Below are 16,339 nucleotides of genomic sequence, written 5' to 3' on the forward strand. Positions count from 1 at the left end.
ATAAACGGGTCTTTCAACAGAGAACAGTGATAGAAGGAAACTTCAAGTTACCGCGCATAATATCCGTAACGAGAATCATTCGCAATAAATAAGTGACAATTCGTGAGAATCAGAGAATTTCATAAGATAAACAGTCCGCCAGGCCGCCTGTTATCACTTGAACACGTTTGGATTTTGCAGACACAGCCGCAAAGAGGCATACTGACAGTCACGGCGTGCAAGATGTGCCGCCCAACAAGATCAAAAGGTAAGTTCGTGAATACAATCGACAACAAAAGCGTGCAGACGAAAACATTTCGCTGGAAACGCTGGCAGCGCTGGGCCGTTGGCACAGGCTGCGCCCTGGCCGCCTATAGCGCGGCCGGCTTCTGGCTGGTGCCCTACGTCATCAAACACCAGCTGCCCAAATTTGCCGAGAAAGAACTCGCGCGCCAGGCCAGCATCGCCGACGTGCGCTTCAACCCTTTTACCCTGCGCCTGGAAGCGGACCAGATCGCCTTCAAGGAAGCGGCCGGCGCGGATGGCAAGGGCGGCGCGCCGCTGCTATCGATCGGCGCCCTGGCCGTGCAGCTGGAATGGAAATCCATCGTGCGCCGCGCCTGGAGCCTGGCGGAAATCCGCATCACGGCGCCGCAAGCCCAGCTGACGATCACGCCGGACGGCAAGTTCAACCTGGCCGAAGTGCTGGCCACCTGGCAACGCAACCATCCGGAAAAAAGCGAAGGCGGCATGCCGCGCCTCGTCATCGCCCACTTTGCGCTGGAACAAGGCAAAATGGATTGGCACGACCAGAAGGCGGGCTATGCGGACAACTTCACGCCCATCAACTTTACGCTCGACAATATCTCAACCCTGCCCGACGCCAACGGCAGCTACAGCCTCAGCGCCGACGCGGCGCGCGGCGGCAAGCTGCACTGGCGCGGCACGGCCTCGCTCAGCCCGATCCGGGGTGAAGGCGAACTGATACTGAACGACGCTTCCCTGCCCGGCCTGGCCGCCTACCTGAAAGCCTATACGCGCGCCACGGTGACGAGCGGACAATTGTCGGCGCGCCTGCCCTACGCCTTTTCCTATGCGGACGGCAAGCTGGAAGCGACCGTCAAAGGCGCGGGCCTGGCCCTGCGCGACCTGGCGCTGGTGCGCGACGGAAAAGGAGAAGCATTTACTTCCCTCAATACTTTGGGCGTCGCCGGCGTGAATGCCGACCTGGCGCGCCAGAGCGTCAGCGTGGATAAAATCAACTTGTACGGCGGCAAGGTCGCCGTGCGCCGCGACAGCAAGGGCGAGATCGACGTGGCGAACCTGATGCTGCCGGGCAATCCCGCGCCTGCCGCCACCGTGCCTGCCGCACCAGCCAAGCCTGGCAAATGGAAGGTGGAGTTGAAACAGCTGGCGCTGGCCAATGTGGACGTGTCCGCCATCGATGAAACCGTCTCGCCAGCCTTGCAGCTGAGTGCGAAACAATTACAACTGCAGCTGCAACTGGGATTGCAGCAAGGTCCAGCGGGCATGGCCACCGTGATCGACAGCGCGAGCTTCAGCCTGGCCGACCTCGCCATGCAGCGGGGCGCGCAAACGCCGTTCAAGCTGGCCCAATTGGGCTTTACGGAAGGCAAGATCGACCTGGCGGCGCATGCCGTGCACCTGGGTTCCGTGACGGCCAGCGGCGCGCAGATCGACCTGGCGCGCAACCGCCAGGGCGAATTTGCGATTGCGCAAAAGCTGCCCGTGTTTACCTCCGGCAAAACCGACCCGGCCAAGGATGCGCCATCCGCACCGTGGTCCACCAAGGTAGACAAGGTAGAACTGAGCAAGTTCGGCGCCCGTTTCGACGATGCGGGCACTGGCATCAAGGGCAATCTGCAGGATGCCAGATTGTCCCTGCAGAACGTCAGCAACGATATGCAGCAGGCGCTGCCGTTCGAGCTGGGCGTGGGCCTGCGCGAAGGCGGCTTGCTCACTGCCAACGGCAAGTTCGTGCCGGGCACGGGCGCCGTCGATGCGCAATTGAATTTGAAACAGCTGACCCTGGCCCCCGTGCAACCCTTGCTGGCGCAGCATCTGAAACTGAAGCTGGCGGGCGGGTCGCTCTCCGGCAGCGGCCGCCTGACGACGGGCGGCGGCGCGCCGAAAGCGCCGAAAGTGCGCTATGTGGGCGGCGTGGACATCGCGGGCCTCGTGCTCAATGAAACGGATGGCAAGCGCTTTGCCTCGTGGAAAAGCGTGCGCGCCGACAAGCTGACGGCCAGCGTGGGCCCCGATTTTGTCGACATCCCCGAGCTGCGCGTGGTCGAACCGAACGCCCAGCTGATCATCGAAAACGACCGCAGCCTGAACGCGCAGCGCTTGCTGGTGAAAGCGCCGGAACCGGCCGCGCCCGCACCTGCGGCGTCGGCCACCGCCACGCCGGCCGCCGATGCCGCCTTCCCCGTGCGCGTGCGCCGCGTGCGCCTGCAGAATGCCAAGCTGGACTTTGCCGACCTGAGCTTGCGGCCCCAGTTCGCCGCGAAGATCTATGAGCTGAACGGCGTCGTCACGGGCCTGTCGACGAAGCGCGATGCGCGCAGCCAGATCGAACTGGACGGCCGCATCGACGAATTCGGCCTGGCCCGCGTGCGTGGTCAATTAAATCCGTTCGCCCCGACCGACAATACGGACTTGAACGTGGTGTTCAAGAACGTCGACATGGTGTCCGCCTCGCCGTACACGATGAAGTTCGCCGGCTACAAGGTGGCTGAAGGCAAGATTTCGCTGGACTTGCAATACAAGGTGCGCAACCGCCAGCTGGACGGCACCAACCAGATCGTGCTCGACAAGCTGACCCTGGGCGAGCGCATCGACAGTCCGGACGCCTTGAAACTGCCGTTGGAACTGGCGCTGGCCATCCTCAAGGATAGCGACGGGCGCATCGACCTGGGCTTGCCCGTGTCGGGCGACATGAACGACCCGCAATTCAGCTATGGCGCCCTGATCTGGAAAGCCGTGGGCAATGTGCTGACGAAAATCGTCACGGCGCCGTTCCGCGCGCTGGGCAACTTGCTGGGCATCAGCGCCGACAAGCTCGAAGCCATCGATTTCGATGCGGGCAGCGCCGTGCTGCTGCCGCCGGAACGGGAAAAGCTCAAGCAGGTGGCGCAAATTCTCGCCAAGCGCGAACAGCTGAAGCTGGCCGTGCCGGGCCAGTACAGCGACACGGATGCGGCCGCCCTGCGCGCCCAGGCCGTGCGCCGCGCCGTCGCCGCCAAGGCCGGCATCAAGCTGGAAGCGGGCGAGGAACCGGGACCGTTGAACCTGGGCGAACGCAAGATACGGGGCGCCCTGCGCGACCTGTACGGCGAACGCTTCGGCAAGGCTGAGCTGGACAAGCAAAAAAAGGCGGCGGAATCGGCCGTACCAGCCACAGCGGCGACAGCCTCCGCTCCGGCGGCGGCCAAGATTCCCGTCTTCCAACGCCTGGGCAAGCTGATCGAGGGCGAGCCGCAAGTAGCCGACACGGGCGCCTTCTATACCGGCTTGCGCGAGCAGCTGGAAGCCAAACAGCCCCTGCCTGCCGACGCCTTGAGCAAGCTGGGCGCCCAGCGCAGCGCGGCCATCCTGGCGGCCCTGCAGCAGGACGGCACGCCGGCGGCCAGGGTCAGCGCGGGCGCGCCGGAAAAAACGGACGCCGCACCGGGCAAGCTGGTGGGGTTGAAGCTGGGACTGGCCACGCAATAAGACACGAAGAGAATCTGACGCATGAAGAACCTCGACAAGGTAGCGCCCTATGCATCGTCTGTTACACAGGGCGACTTGTGCACCATGACAACGCTCGTCGCTGAGACACAGGTATCGGCAAAAGACAGCATTGCATTTGCTGAAAAGACGCTGCTGGCGAACTATGTATACGGGAAAAATGGCACGTACAAGCTGATTTATACGGTGGTCGGGATTGATGGCAATATCGACAACTACATCGAGGATGACGGCATCTTGCCGACACTGTTCCTGAGTCCGGATCAGGAAAACTATGTCTCCGTCATCCCCTATCATCCTGACAAGGAACTGGAAATCAGCATTCCCATCTTTGACCGTGAAGACGTGGAAATACCGAAGGGCAGCCGTCCATTTACAGGAACCTTCATTGGAACAACGGAAACCTGTTCGATATTTCACGATGTGGATTTCTATGACAGCAAACCCAATAAGATCCTGGCCATCGAATTTATCAATGGAAAACTAAAAAAGAAAAACAATATCAAGATCCCATTGCCCGCAAATAACAGAATCAGCATTGCCAACAAGGCGATTCATTTGCTGGCCAATGAAGACAGCCTGCTGCTGCACCGGGAGCTTGATGAAAAAGGCAATGTGATTCGCCATCGCGAAATCGACTCGGATGGCGTCTATGTCTTGCAGATATTAAGCGCTTCCTTCGATGGGAATTCTTATCTGCTGGCGCAGGAAAAAGACAAGCTCGTTATCCAGAAAATAGATGAGAATGGTGCAAGTGCCGTCATTGAATTGGTGGATTTTGCTGACCCATTGTTCAATACATGGCAACCAGTCAACATCGCCGACAACACTTTCATCACCCGCTTCAATAGCGAGTTTGGAAATGGCTGGCTGACCACGAAAAATGATGAGTTATTGGAAATCTTCTATAGCAAAGATGAGCAAGGCTACAGGAACTTGCTGACCAACGAGCTTTTGTCTATACCCCGTGACAACTTGATCATTTCAAGCATCAACAAGACGAGCGATCGTGCTTATGCGGTAGTGCTCTACCCCATGGCAGGCGATGGCGCGGAGAATGCCGAACTGATCGTCTTGAATCGCCGCTTGCAATAAGGTCGAACGCTTCAATGGCAGCGCATCCGCGGCATGGCCGGTCCATGCCGCGGATGCGTATCGCTTACTTCCCTTTCCCCGCCTCCTTTACCGCCTCGTCCGGCAAGGCAAACGCCACCAGGCTATCGCCCATCTTCGTGCCCAGCGAACCGTGGCCGCCGGCCATCACCACCACATATTGCTTGCCCGTCTTGTCGGAGACATAACTCATCGGCGTGGCCTGGCCGCCGGCCGGCAGGCGGGCTTTCCATACGGTCTTGCCGTTGCGCACGTCGTAGCCGCGGATGTAGTAGTCGAGCGTACTGCTGAGGAAGGCCACGCCGCCGCCCGTGGTGCTGATGCCGCCCAGGCTGGGCACGCCCAGCGGCAAGGCGATGGGCACGGGGGCGCTGTCGCGCGTGGTGCCGTTCTTGTGCATCCACACTTTTTTCATGGTGCGCAAGTCGACGGCGGCGATATAGCCCCAGGGCGGCGCCTGGCATGGGAAGCCCAGCGGCGACAGGAAGGGCTTGATTTCCACGGCAAACGGCACGCCCGTCTGCGGCTGCAAGCCCATTTCCGTGCCCGTGCCGCCCGGCGCATTGGCTTGCGCGCGCGGCACCAGGCGTTCCAGGAAGCCCATGTAGTCGGGGTTGACCAGCAGCAACTGACGCACGGGATCGACGGCCGCCCCGCCCCACTCGAAGATGCCGAGCGGACCGGGAGAGATGATGGCGCCCTTGATCTTGCCTTCTGCCACCGTTTGCGGCGTGAACGGCCCTTCATAGCGGTGCTGGCGGAAGATGATGCGGCACGCCAGCTGGTCGAACGGCGTCGTGCCCCACATATCCGTTTCGCTGATGTTTTTCTCGGGCAAGAAAGTGAGGGCCGAGAATGGCTGCGTGGGCGACAGCTTGTCGCCGGGGGCCGCGTTGGCCGTCGGCACGGGTTTTTCCGGCGCCGGCACGACCAGGCTGCCGTCGCGCCGGTCGATCACATAGATATCGCCCCGTTTCGTCGTGGCCACCACGGACGGTACCTTGCCTTTCGGCGTGTCGATGTCGACCAGGGTGGGCTGGCCGCCGATATCCATGTCCCAGATGTCGTGGTGCACGGTCTGGTACACCCAGCGCACCTTGCCCGTCGCCAGGTCCAGCGCGACGATGGCGCTATTGTATTTCTCGCCATGGGGGTTGCGGTTGCCGCCCCACGTGTCGGGCGTTTCGTTGCCCATCGGGATGTACACCATGCCCAGCTTTTCATCCACGCTGGACACGCCCCAGGAATTCGGCGAATTGTTCGTGTACGTCTTGCCATCGGCAATCGGCGCCGTGTCGTCCGGGTTCGAGGCATCCCAGTTCCACATCAGCTTGCCGGTGACGGGATCGTAGCCGCGGATCACGCCGGACGGCTCTTCCGTGGAAAAATTGTCGGTCACGCTGGCGGCCATCACCACCACGTTTTGCGCCACGGCCGGCGGCGACGTCGGCATCAGGAAGCCCCGCTTCTTCATGCCCATGCCGTGGTACAGGCCGATGACGCCATTTTCGCCAAAGCTCTTGCACGCTTCGCCCGTATCGGCATTGACGGCGATCAAGGTCGCATCCATGGTGGGCGCGAAGATGCGGCGCGGGCATTCCATGCCGGCCGCTTCCGGCGCCGGGCTGTCCTTGGCGCGGCCCGCATTGACGTCCCAGTAGGCAACGCCGCGGCAAATCATGTGCTGGTAGCTGGACGCGTCGCGGTTGATCTTCGGATCGTGGCGCCAGAGCTCCTTGCCCGTGTCCGGGTCCAGCGCGATGACGATGTTATGCGGTGTGCACAGGTACAGCATGCCGTTCACTTTCAGCGGCGTGACTTCATTGGCGATTTCGCCCGGATCCGTCGGCCCCTTGAAGTCGCCCGTGTTGTAGACCCACGCCTGTTTCAGCTGCGCCGCGTTGGTCGGCGTGATCTGCGCGGCCGGCGCATAGCGGTCGCCATAGCCGGAGCGGCCATAGGCAGCCCAGTCGTTGGGCGCCACGCCGGGCGCGAAATCGCCTGCGGGCACGGCGGCCATGTTCTCGGCCGGCACTTCGCCGTGCAAGGTGTAGTAATCCTGGAACAGCGAGAACACGCCCACGGCGGCCGTCACCACGACGGCCGCCAGCAGCGCGCTCTTGCCGGCGTCGCGCGGCTTTGCGCCCGCGATCAGCGCCGGATCGAGGCGGCGGTCGATGAACGGCAGCAGCAGCCAGACGGCGGCGGCGAACCAGATATCGAGGCGCGGCAGCAATTGCCACCAGTCGAACTTCACTTCGATCACGGACCAGATCAGGGTGCCGAACAGCAGCAGCGCGAGGAAGAGCTGGGCGCTGCGCCGCCTTTTCCACACGAGCGCGCCGGCAACTATCATGCCGATACCCGCCACGACGTAGTACCAGGAACCGCCGAGGCTGACGAGCCAGGCGCCGCCGCCAACTAGCGCCAGGCCCAGCAAGATAAAGATGACTGCGGTGATGACAAGCAAGGGTCCAGGCCGGGCAGAGGCAGTCATGATGCTCCTTTACAAGAGTCAGTCGGCGGCACGCGCCTGCGCACCGTATTTGATGGCAATCAATGAAATTGCATTTTTTCACTAATTGACAAAGCGTGCCACACGCCAGAACGCCCGCCGCGTGCCGTGTGGCTTTTTATACACGACATGCGCGTTCAGCCAGCTTCCGCGATGCGATTTTGATGAAAAACATAAATTAAAATAGATAAACAACAAATTTCTCGAATAAAACAAATTTTTGTCGTAAAATGAAAAAACTCATCCAGGCAAAGTATTTTTCTTGAATTTCACTTCATTGGAGCGGCGCCCATCATGACCATCGCTGAACGGCTGTACGTCTTGATCCTTTCCGTCGTCCTGGGACTGGCCGCCCTGGCGGGCTTTGGCATCTACCAGATGGACCGCGTGTACACGGCGGCCAGCTATGCCACCGTCAACACGGTTCCCAGCCTGCTGACCCTGAACCGGGCGTTCGTGCCGTTCACGCAGATGCGCACGGCCGTCTGGCAGCACATGGCCAGCAAGGACGCCGCCAGGCGCGACAAGCTGGAAGCAGGCATCAACGAGGCACGCGCAGCGGTCGGCAAGGCGCTCGACCAGTATGAAAAGGAAAACATTTCAGATGAGCAAGACAAGGCGCTGCTGGCCACGGACCGCGCCGTGCTGCTGCGCTATGACGCCGTGCGCGACAAGGTGCTGGCACTGTCGAAGGCGGGCGAACTCGACGCCGCACGCGACTTGCTGATGGAAAGCCAGCCCCTGATCAAGGAACTGGTCGACGCCCTCGCCGCCCATCACCGCTACAACGAAACCCTGGCCGCCAGGGGGGCTGCCGACGGCGCCGCGGCTGCGGCCAGCGCGCGCTGGATTTCCAGCGGCCTGGCCCTGGCCGTGACGGCCCTGGTGGCCGGCATGGGCCTGCTGCTGGCGCGGCGCATCGCCGCCTCGCTGGTCGACGCCATCGGCGTGGCCCGCACCATCGCAAGCGGCGACCTCAGCGTGCAGGTCAGCGCCGCCTCGCACGACGAGGTGGGCCAGCTGATGACGGCCCTGGCAGAGATGAGCGGCAGCCTGGTGCGCATCGTGGCCGAAGTGCGTGCCGGCACGGACACCATCGGCACGGCGTCAAGCCAGATCGCGGCGGGCAACCTGGACCTGTCGGCGCGCACGGAGCAGCAGGCCGGCTCGCTGGAAGAAACCGCGTCGGCCATGGAAGAATTGACGGCCACCGTGCGGCAAAATGCGGACAACGCCCGCCAGGCCCGGCAAATGGCCGTCAGCGCCTCGGACCAGGCGCAGCGGGGCGGGCAAGTGATGGGCGACGTGATACGCACCATGCAAGCGATCGACAGCTCGTCCGCCAAGATCGCCGACATCATCGGCGTCATCGACGGCATCGCCTTCCAGACCAATATCCTGGCCCTGAACGCGGCGGTGGAAGCGGCGCGCGCCGGCGAACAGGGACGCGGCTTTGCCGTCGTGGCCACCGAAGTCCGCAACCTGGCGCACCGTTCGGCGGCCGCCGCCAGGGAAATCAAGGCACTCATCGGCGACTCCGTGCAACAGGTGCAACAAGGCGGCAAGCTGGTCCGGCAGGCCGGCGCGACCATGACGGAAGTGGTCGACACGGTACGCAGCGTCACCGGCATCGTCAGCGAAATATCGGCCGCCAGCGTGGAGCAAAGCACGGGCATCGAGGAAATCAACCGCGCCATCGCGCAGATGGATGAAGTCACGCAGCAGAATGCGGCCCTGGTCGAAGAAGCGGCGGCGGCATCGCAATCGCTGCAGGAGCAGGCGGCCAAGCTGGCCGGCGTGGTGGGCACCTTCAAGCTGGCGCAAGGACAAGCCGGCGCGGCGCCCCGCGCGCCTGCCGCCCGGCGGCCCGCACAGCACAAGGCCACGCTCAGGCTGGTCGCCACGCGCCACGCGGGCCAGGCCAGGAACACGACGCCGGCCGGTGCCGATGCCGGCGACTGGGAAGTATTTTAGGTTCGTCCTCACGCAGGATCACGCGCATCGTCCGCACCGGAGCACCGCCATGAACGCCTTTCTCTCCATCCACCCCTTCCTGCGCTGCGAAGAGCTGTCGCTGATGCGCCCGGCGCTGGCGCTGGCAGGCCTGCTGTTGCTGCTGGCCGCCCTGCTCTGGCGCCGCACCCGCTGGCGCCAGGCCGGCCGCGCGCCAGCCGCCAGCGCCAGCACGCCGTCCGACCTGCATCAACTGCTGCAGATGCGCAAAGCGGCCCCGCCGGCCAGGGGGGCTGACAGCGCACCGCCGCCGCAAGCGCCCAGGGCGCCGGGCACGCCGCCATTCGAACTGGCCCGCCTGGACGCCATGTTCGGCCACGACCGACGCCTGCAGGGCGAGATTCTGGCCCTGTTCGTGGCCGAGACGCGCGACCGCCTCGCCGGCATCGCCCATGCGCTGCGCTGCGAGCGGACCGCCCCGGCGCGCGTGCTGGCGCAGGAAATTCTCGACGGCAGCCTGGCCATGGGCCTGCTCCCCTTGCAAGCGCTGGCGCGCCAGGCCGTGCATGCGGGCTTTGCCAACGATATCGGCGCGCTGCGACGCCTGCATGCGGAACTGCTGATGGCGCTCGACACGCTGTCGCAAGCCGTCACGGCCCTGCAAACGGGCGCGATGCTGGCAGAGGAGCGCAGCGGCGCAGGCAGCCGGCCATGAGCGCGCAGCGGCGTGGCGCGCCTGCCCGGCCCTGAACCAGCCAGGTTTTTATTGAATTCATCTAATTCGTTAAAATTGATTTTTTGAGCGCGATTGCGTATCATCTCCTTCAACTTCATCCGCGACCAGACAGCCCATCATGCACACTGCAGACGTTTGCACTACCCAAAAGGCCGCCGAAATCCTCGGCATCTCGGTGACATCCGTGCAGCAACTGGTCGAGGCCGGCGTGATCGAAGCCTGGAAGACCAAGGGCGGCCACCGCCGCATTCCCCTCGCGGCTGTCGAAGCCTACAAGGGCAATCCCGGCCAGCCGGGCCAGGAGCAGCGCGCCGCACGCGCCGGCCGCCCCGCCCCGTCGGGCCGCCCACCGTCCATCCTCGTCATCGAAGACAATCCGATCGAACGGGCGCTGTATGAAAAGCAGATCGGTTCCTGGGGCTTGCAGGCGGACTTGCGCTTTTGCGAAAACGGCTACCAGGCGCTGATGGAAATCGCCCGCGACCAGCCCGACATCCTGTTGGCCGACATCATCATGGAAGGCATCGACGGCTACGAGGTGATCCGCACCATCCTGGCCGACCCGCTGCTGGCGGACATGCACATCGCCATGCTGTCGAGCCTGGCGCCGGAGGAACTGCAAGAACGGGGCGGCGTGCCGCCCGGCGTGGTATTTTTTGCCAAACCCGTCAATTACGACGAACTGCGCGGCTATCTGCGCGCCTGCTGCGCCGGCCATGCGCGGCGCAACAGCCTGGCCGCCTAGCCGGCCACCGCCTTCCCTCCGCCACGGAGCCGCCATGCCAGCCTATCGCCACATCGATCCTGCCGTGCTGTTCCAGGCCACCGGCCGCGACCTGGAAATGTTCCGCGCCCTGTCGCAGACCTACCTCGATACGGCGCCGGCCATGTTTGCCCGCGTCGAGCAGGCCGTGCGCGGCGGTGCGGCGCAAGCCATCGTACACAGTTGCCATACCTTGCGCGGCACCGTCGTCCTGCTGGGCGCCAGCGCCCTGGCGGCGCGCCTGGCGGAACTCGAGCAGCTGGTGCGCCACCAGGGCGTGCCGGCAGCGGGCTGGCTAGCTGAGACGGCGGCGCTGGTCGGCGCCGTGGAGCAGGAAGTACGCCGCAGCATGCTCGACTACACGGGCGCGCACGCATGAACGCGCGCCAGGCCGCCCTGCGCCTGGTGCACCGCTATCGGCCGCGCACCACGGCGGCCGTCGTGGGCCTGGTGCTGGTGGGCCTGCTGGCGTTGCGCATCGTCGTCTCCGGCGTGCTGCTGCACCGCGAAGCCGTCGATGACTGGAAACAGGACTTGTCCAAGCTGTCGCTGCTGCTGGCGGAAAACACGGCGCAGAGCATGACGGCGGCCAGGCTGGTGCTAGACGGCGTCAGCCGCGACATCGATGCCGCCGCCCCGGCGGACGCGCAAGCGCTGGCCGCCGCCGTCGGCACCCCGGCCATGCAGCAGATGCTGCGACACAAGATCGGCGGCGTGCCGCAAGTGGACGGGGTGTCCATCGTCGGCGGCGATGCCAAGGTGCTGGCCTTCAGCCGCGCCTTTCCCGCGCCGCCCTTCCGCCTCGACGAGCGCGATTACTTCGAGTATCACCGGCGCCACCCGGACGGCGGCATGCATGTCAGCGCGCCCGTGCAAAACAAGGGCGATGGCGCCTGGACCTTCTATATCAGCCGGCGCATCAGCGGCACGGACGGCCGCTTTCTGGGCGTGGTGCTGGTGGGCCTGTCGTGCGACTTCTTCAGCAAATTCTTCCAGAACACCAGCATCGGCGAACACACGGCCTTTTCCCTGTACCGCAGCGACTACACGCTGCTGGCCCGCTGGCCGGCCGTACCCGCCATGATGGGCAAGCGCAACCTGACGGGCAGCACCTACCGCCTGCTGGAACAGGGCAAGACCGATGGCGTGCTGCAGGTGGACTCGCCGCGCGCGGCCGACCAGGGGCGCGCGGTGGACCGCCTGGCCGCCATACGGCTGGTGCGCGACTATCCGCTGGCCATCAACGTGACCGTGACGGACGACGTCTACCTGGCGGGCTGGCGGCGCATGCTGCTCACCATGGGCGGCGCGGCCATCGTCAGCCTGCTCGTGCTGGCCGCGGCCGTCGCGCTGATCCTGGCCCTGCTGCGGCGCCAGGAGCGCGACGCGGCCATGGTGCTGGCGCTGCAGGAGCGCGCGGCACCAGCGGATGTCGCCAAGCCGCCGGAGCAGGAGATAGCGCCGGGCGCGCGCATCCTGCTGGTCGAGGATACGGCGCTGAACCGCCAGCTGGTGTGCCTGCAGCTGGGCACCTGCGGCTACGCCATCGACACGGCGGAGAACGGCGCGCTGGGCCTGCAAGCGCTGGCCGGACAGCAGTACGACCTGGTCCTGATGGATTGCATGATGCCCGTCATGGACGGCTACCAGGCGTGCCAGGCCCTGCGCGCCCGCGAAGCGGCCAGCGGCGCACGGCGCCTGCCCGTCATCGCCCTCACGGCCGGCGTCACCGACGACGACCGGCAGCGCTGCGCGGCGGCCGGCATGGACGATTACCTGTCCAAGCCCTTCACGGCCGCCCAGCTGCGCGCCATGGTGGAACGCTGGCTGGCGCACTAGCCTGGCGGCAAATTGGCCACACTATCACCTGCGTAGTCATGCGCAAAAGTTGTTCTCCGTGCATATCGGGTATAGCATCGCCACATGACCTACCACACAGACGCGGCGGCAGTGCACAGGCGATTGATCGAATGGCTGTTTTTGCTCCTCGGGCTGCTGATCGTGGCTGCCGCCCTCGCCTACGCGCACCTGGCCGAAGCGTCGCGGCACGATGCGGCCGAGCGCGAAAGGCTCAGCGTGCTGACTGCGCTGCTGGCAAAAAATATCGAAGTCGACCTGGCGTCGACCAACCTGGTGCTCGACGGCGTGATCCGCGACTATCTTGCCGCCGGCGCCGCGCCCGACGCCGGGCAAGCGCTGCCCCGGCGCCTGGCCGCGCTGGTCGACGCCATGCCGGGCGTGCGCACCATGCTGGTCATCGATGCCGGCGGCAAGCCGGTCGCCACCAACATCCCGGAACTGGCCGGCCAGGATTTTTCGCGCCGCGGCTACTTCCAGACGGCGCGCGACGCCCCCGATGCGCGCATGCTGTACATCTCGGCGCCTTTCCTGTCCTTCAAGCGGGACCTGGTCATCACGGCGGCGCGCATGGTGCAGGACCGGCAAGGCCGCTTTGCCGGCGTCGTCGTGGCCACCTTCGACCCCGACTATTTCACGGCCAAGTTCCGCACCGCCATGTATGCGCCCGACGTCTGGGCCGTGGTCGTGCATGGCGACGGCCGGCAATTCCTGAACTATCCCCCCAGGAACGCCAATGGCGGCAATGTGGACGCGCCCGGCAGCTTCCTGCGGCGCTTTCGCGACAGCGGCTTTCAGGCGGGCGTGCTGAGCGGCGTCGAGATTGCCGGCGCCGGCGGATCCGCCTCCCCCCGCGTCATGGCGATGGCAACCATCGCCCCCGCCGCGCTGCACATGGACCGCGCCCTGATCATCGGCCTGAGCCGCGAAGAAGCGGCCATCGCCGCCCCGCTGCGGCGCCAGGCGCTGGGCTACGTGCTGGGCTTTGCCATGCTGGCGCTGGCCGCGGCCAGCCTGCTGTTCTGGAGCCAGCGGCGGCGCCGGCAGCAGGCGGCCTGGCAAGTGGAACAGGAAAGGGAGCGCCAGGCCATGCAAGCCGTGTCCGACAGCGAAACGCGCTTTCGCACCCTGATCGAAGATGCGCCCGTGGCGATCGCCATCCTGCGCCATGGACGCTTCGTGTATTCCAATCCGCGCTACCGCCACCTGCATGGCTATGCGCCCGAGGATGACCTGAGCGGCCTGGCCTGGCGCACCATGCTCACGGCCGACTCGCAAGTGGCGCTGGCAAGCAACGAGACGCTGATCGAGGCCGATTCGGCCAGCGAACAGGTGTTTGAAGCCGTCGGCCTGGACAAGCAGGGCCGGCCCGTGCCCACCCTCAAGACCAGCACGCGCGTGATGCTCAAGGATGGGCCGGCCACCTTGATCTTTGCCCAGGATATTTCCGCGCAAAAGCAGGCCGAGGCGGCCATGCTGCTGGCCCGCGACGGGGCCGAAGCGGCCAACCGCAGCAAGGCGGAATTCCTCGCCAACATGAGCCATGAAATCCGCTCGCCGCTGAACGCCATCCTCGGCATGGCATGGCTGCTGGAAAGGGGCCGCCTGGATGAAGATGGACTGTTGATGACGCGCAAGATCCGCGCCGCAGGCCAATCCCTGCTGGGCATCATCAACGACGTGCTGGACGTCTCGAAAATCGAGGCGGGCCACATGCGCATCGAACAGGCGCCGTTCCGCCTGGCCGAGGTGATCGAAAAAATTTCCGCCAGCATGGGCGTTGCCGCGCACGACAAGCCGATTGAGGTGCGGATCGGGCCGTTGCCCGACGGTATCGACCACATGCTGGGCGACGCGCTGCGGCTGGAGCAGGTGCTGGTCAACCTGGGCAGCAATGCCATCAAGTTCACGCCGCAGGGCACGGTCGAGCTGCTGACCACGCTGGACAGCCGCGACGGCGACGCCGCGGTGCTGCGCTTTTGCGTGCGCGACACGGGCATCGGCATCGCCCCCGAGGTGCAGGAAGCGATTTTTTCCGCCTTCGCCCAGGCCGACAGTTCCACCACGCGCCGCTTCGGCGGCACGGGACTGGGCTTGACCATCTGCCGCCAGCTGGTCCGCCTGATGGGCGGCACCCTGCAGCTGAAAAGCGGCCTGGGCCAGGGCAGCGAATTCAGTTTCACGGTGCCGGTGCAATTGATGCCCGCCGGCGCCCTGTCCTCGCCCGACATGCAGGGCCTGCATGTCTTGCTGGCCGATGACAACGCCGGCACGCGCGAGGCGGTGGACGCCGTGGCGCGCGGCCTGGGCTGGAGCGTGCATGCCGTGTCCGGCGGCCAGGCGGCACTCGATTATGCGCTGGCCTGCGCCGAGGACGAGCGGCCCGGCGTCGTGGTGCTGGCCGCGCGCATGCCGGACCTGGACGGCGAAGCGACGGCGCGCGCGCTGCGCGAATACTTGCCGCCGCAGGACTGCCCCGTCGTCATCCTGGCCGCCAGCAGCGCGCCGGCAATGGCGCCGGCACGGCGGTGCACCGACCCGGTCTATGCCGCCGATGCCATCCTCAACGAGCCGGTGACCGCTTCCAGCCTGTACAACGCGGCGATGGCTGCGCGCCAGCAGCGCGCCAGGGACGCCGGCCTGGACGCCAGTCTGGTTCCGCTGGAAGAGCGCCAGTTGGCCGGCGTGCGCGTGCTGGTGGTCGACGACAGCGAAATCAACCGCGACGTGGTCAGGCATATCCTGTGCGACCAGGGCGCCGTGCCCTCGTTCGCCTGCGACGGCCAGCAGGCGCTGGACTGGCTGCTGGCCCACCCCGCCGACGTCGACATCGTGCTGATGGATGTGCAGATGCCCGTCATGGATGGCTTGCAGGCGACGCGCGCGCTGCGCCAGTTGCCGCAGTTCGAGGACTTGCCCGTGGTGGCGCTGACGGCCGGCGCCTTCCAGACGCAGCGTGCGGCGGCGCTGGAAGCGGGCGTGAACCATTTCATCAGCAAACCGTTCGACGTGCCGCAGACCATCGCCCTGGTGGCGCGCGCGCACCGGCGTCATGCGCAAGGGCTGCCTGCCCTGCAGCCTGTCACGGCCGAAATGGCAATGACCGAGCCGCCGGCCGGCGCGGCGCCCGCGATCGACCTGGCGCAAGGGATGGCGCAATGGCTCGATGAAGCACCCTACCGCCAGCACCTGTTGCGTTTTAGCAACGCCTACGGCGACACGGTCGGCGCCATGCGGGCACTGCTGGCGACCGATGCGCGCGGCGACGCGGCCGCGCTGGCGCACAAGCTGGCCGGCGAGGCGGGCAGCCTGGCCCTGCCCGCCACCCTGCATGCGGCCCGGCATGCCGAACAGCTGCTGCACGCCGGCGACGATGCGGCCGCCGCGCTCGACACACTGGAGCAGGCGCTGGCGCACGCCATTGAGGCCGTCGCCGCCTTCACGGCACGGACGCCGCCGCCCGACCAGGCGGCCGTACCAAAAACGCAACATGGCCGGGCATGCCAATGATAAACTTGCTAATATGAAATTTTGGGAGACGCCATGATCTGGTGCAGGGATTTGCTGCTGAGAGCCTTGATGCTGGGCCTGCTGCTATTCGTCGTGGGCGAATCGCTGTCCTACTGGACGCCGGAAATCAGGAAACTGCTGGCCTGGCGCCCTTTCTGAC

10 protein-coding genes are annotated in these 16,339 nt (G+C 65.2%); 9 read left to right on the forward strand and 1 reads right to left on the reverse strand.

The genetic code is table 11. The features are described 5' to 3' along the window. Positions 1 to 255 precede the first annotated feature (255 nt). Positions 256 to 3,714 carry a DUF748 domain-containing protein gene (locus O0879_RS05810; protein ID WP_289915285.1) on the forward strand — a complete coding sequence of 1,153 codons (3,459 nt, stop codon included), beginning with the start codon at positions 256 to 258 and terminating at the stop codon, positions 3,712 to 3,714. Between the two features lie 21 nt (positions 3,715 to 3,735). Further along, positions 3,736 to 4,827, forward strand: coding sequence for a hypothetical protein (locus O0879_RS05815; protein WP_289915288.1), 1,092 nt, complete (start codon positions 3,736 to 3,738; stop codon positions 4,825 to 4,827). 64 nt (positions 4,828 to 4,891) lie between these two features. Here the strand turns inward: O0879_RS05815 and O0879_RS05820 are convergent, their stop codons facing one another. Then, positions 4,892 to 7,342 carry a membrane-bound PQQ-dependent dehydrogenase, glucose/quinate/shikimate family gene (locus O0879_RS05820; RefSeq protein ID WP_289915290.1) on the reverse strand — a complete coding sequence of 817 codons (2,451 nt, stop codon included), beginning with the start codon at positions 7,340 to 7,342 and terminating at the stop codon, positions 4,892 to 4,894. Between the two features lie 312 nt (positions 7,343 to 7,654). On the opposite strand from O0879_RS05820, the gene O0879_RS05825 reads away from it, so the two are divergent. The 7 genes from O0879_RS05825 to O0879_RS05855 all read left to right on the forward strand — a co-directional run bounded on the left by O0879_RS05825 (position 7,655) and on the right by O0879_RS05855 (position 16,338). Continuing rightward, positions 7,655 to 9,334 (forward strand): methyl-accepting chemotaxis protein, encoded by a 1,680-nt coding sequence (locus O0879_RS05825; RefSeq protein WP_289915292.1) that lies wholly within the window; start codon positions 7,655 to 7,657, stop codon positions 9,332 to 9,334. 49 nt (positions 9,335 to 9,383) lie between these two features. Further along, entirely contained in the window at positions 9,384 to 10,028 is a 645-nt protein-coding gene (locus O0879_RS05830) for a hypothetical protein (RefSeq protein ID WP_289915294.1), read from the forward strand. A gap of 139 nt (positions 10,029 to 10,167) precedes the next feature. Beyond that, positions 10,168 to 10,794 (forward strand): response regulator, encoded by a 627-nt coding sequence (locus O0879_RS05835; protein WP_289915296.1) that lies wholly within the window; start codon positions 10,168 to 10,170, stop codon positions 10,792 to 10,794. A 34-nt stretch (positions 10,795 to 10,828) separates the two neighbouring features. Continuing rightward, positions 10,829 to 11,191, forward strand: a complete 363-nt coding sequence (locus tag O0879_RS05840) for an Hpt domain-containing protein (protein WP_289915298.1) — start codon at positions 10,829 to 10,831, stop codon at positions 11,189 to 11,191. Further along, positions 11,188 to 12,651: a response regulator gene (locus O0879_RS05845; protein WP_289915299.1), complete on the forward strand. Its 1,464-nt coding sequence runs from the start codon at positions 11,188 to 11,190 to the stop codon at positions 12,649 to 12,651. The genes O0879_RS05840 and O0879_RS05845 overlap by 4 nt, the downstream gene beginning before the upstream one ends. A gap of 84 nt (positions 12,652 to 12,735) precedes the next feature. After that, the gene (locus tag O0879_RS05850; RefSeq protein WP_289915301.1) at positions 12,736 to 16,179 is read left to right on the forward strand and encodes a response regulator; all 3,444 of its coding nucleotides are present in this window, start codon (positions 12,736 to 12,738) and stop codon (positions 16,177 to 16,179) included. Between the two features lie 33 nt (positions 16,180 to 16,212). Continuing rightward, positions 16,213 to 16,338: a hypothetical protein gene (locus tag O0879_RS05855; protein ID WP_257218626.1), complete on the forward strand. Its 126-nt coding sequence runs from the start codon at positions 16,213 to 16,215 to the stop codon at positions 16,336 to 16,338. The last annotated feature ends 1 nt before the right edge of the window (position 16,339 follow it).

The sequence above is a fragment of the Janthinobacterium sp. SUN120 genome, assembly GCF_030397735.1.
In the GTDB taxonomy this organism is placed as follows: Bacteria; Pseudomonadota; Gammaproteobacteria; order Burkholderiales; family Burkholderiaceae_D; genus Janthinobacterium; species Janthinobacterium kumbetense.

What these genes read in the sequence shown, in the direction of transcription:
- O0879_RS05835 (WP_289915296.1), top strand. Translation starts at nt 10,168, where the DNA reads ATGCACACTGCAGACGTTTGCACTACCCAAAAGGCCGCCGAAATCCTC.
- O0879_RS05820 (WP_289915290.1), bottom strand. Translation starts at nt 7,342, where the DNA reads ATGACTGCCTCTGCCCGGCCTGGACCCTTGCTTGTCATCACCGCAGTC.
- O0879_RS05840 (WP_289915298.1), top strand. Translation starts at nt 10,829, where the DNA reads ATGCCAGCCTATCGCCACATCGATCCTGCCGTGCTGTTCCAGGCCACC.
- O0879_RS05825 (WP_289915292.1), top strand. Translation starts at nt 7,655, where the DNA reads ATGACCATCGCTGAACGGCTGTACGTCTTGATCCTTTCCGTCGTCCTG.
- O0879_RS05815 (WP_289915288.1), top strand. Translation starts at nt 3,736, where the DNA reads ATGAAGAACCTCGACAAGGTAGCGCCCTATGCATCGTCTGTTACACAG.
- O0879_RS05855 (WP_257218626.1), top strand. Translation starts at nt 16,213, where the DNA reads ATGATCTGGTGCAGGGATTTGCTGCTGAGAGCCTTGATGCTGGGCCTG.
- O0879_RS05845 (WP_289915299.1), top strand. Translation starts at nt 11,188, where the DNA reads ATGAACGCGCGCCAGGCCGCCCTGCGCCTGGTGCACCGCTATCGGCCG.
- O0879_RS05850 (WP_289915301.1), top strand. Translation starts at nt 12,736, where the DNA reads ATGACCTACCACACAGACGCGGCGGCAGTGCACAGGCGATTGATCGAA.
- O0879_RS05830 (WP_289915294.1), top strand. Translation starts at nt 9,384, where the DNA reads ATGAACGCCTTTCTCTCCATCCACCCCTTCCTGCGCTGCGAAGAGCTG.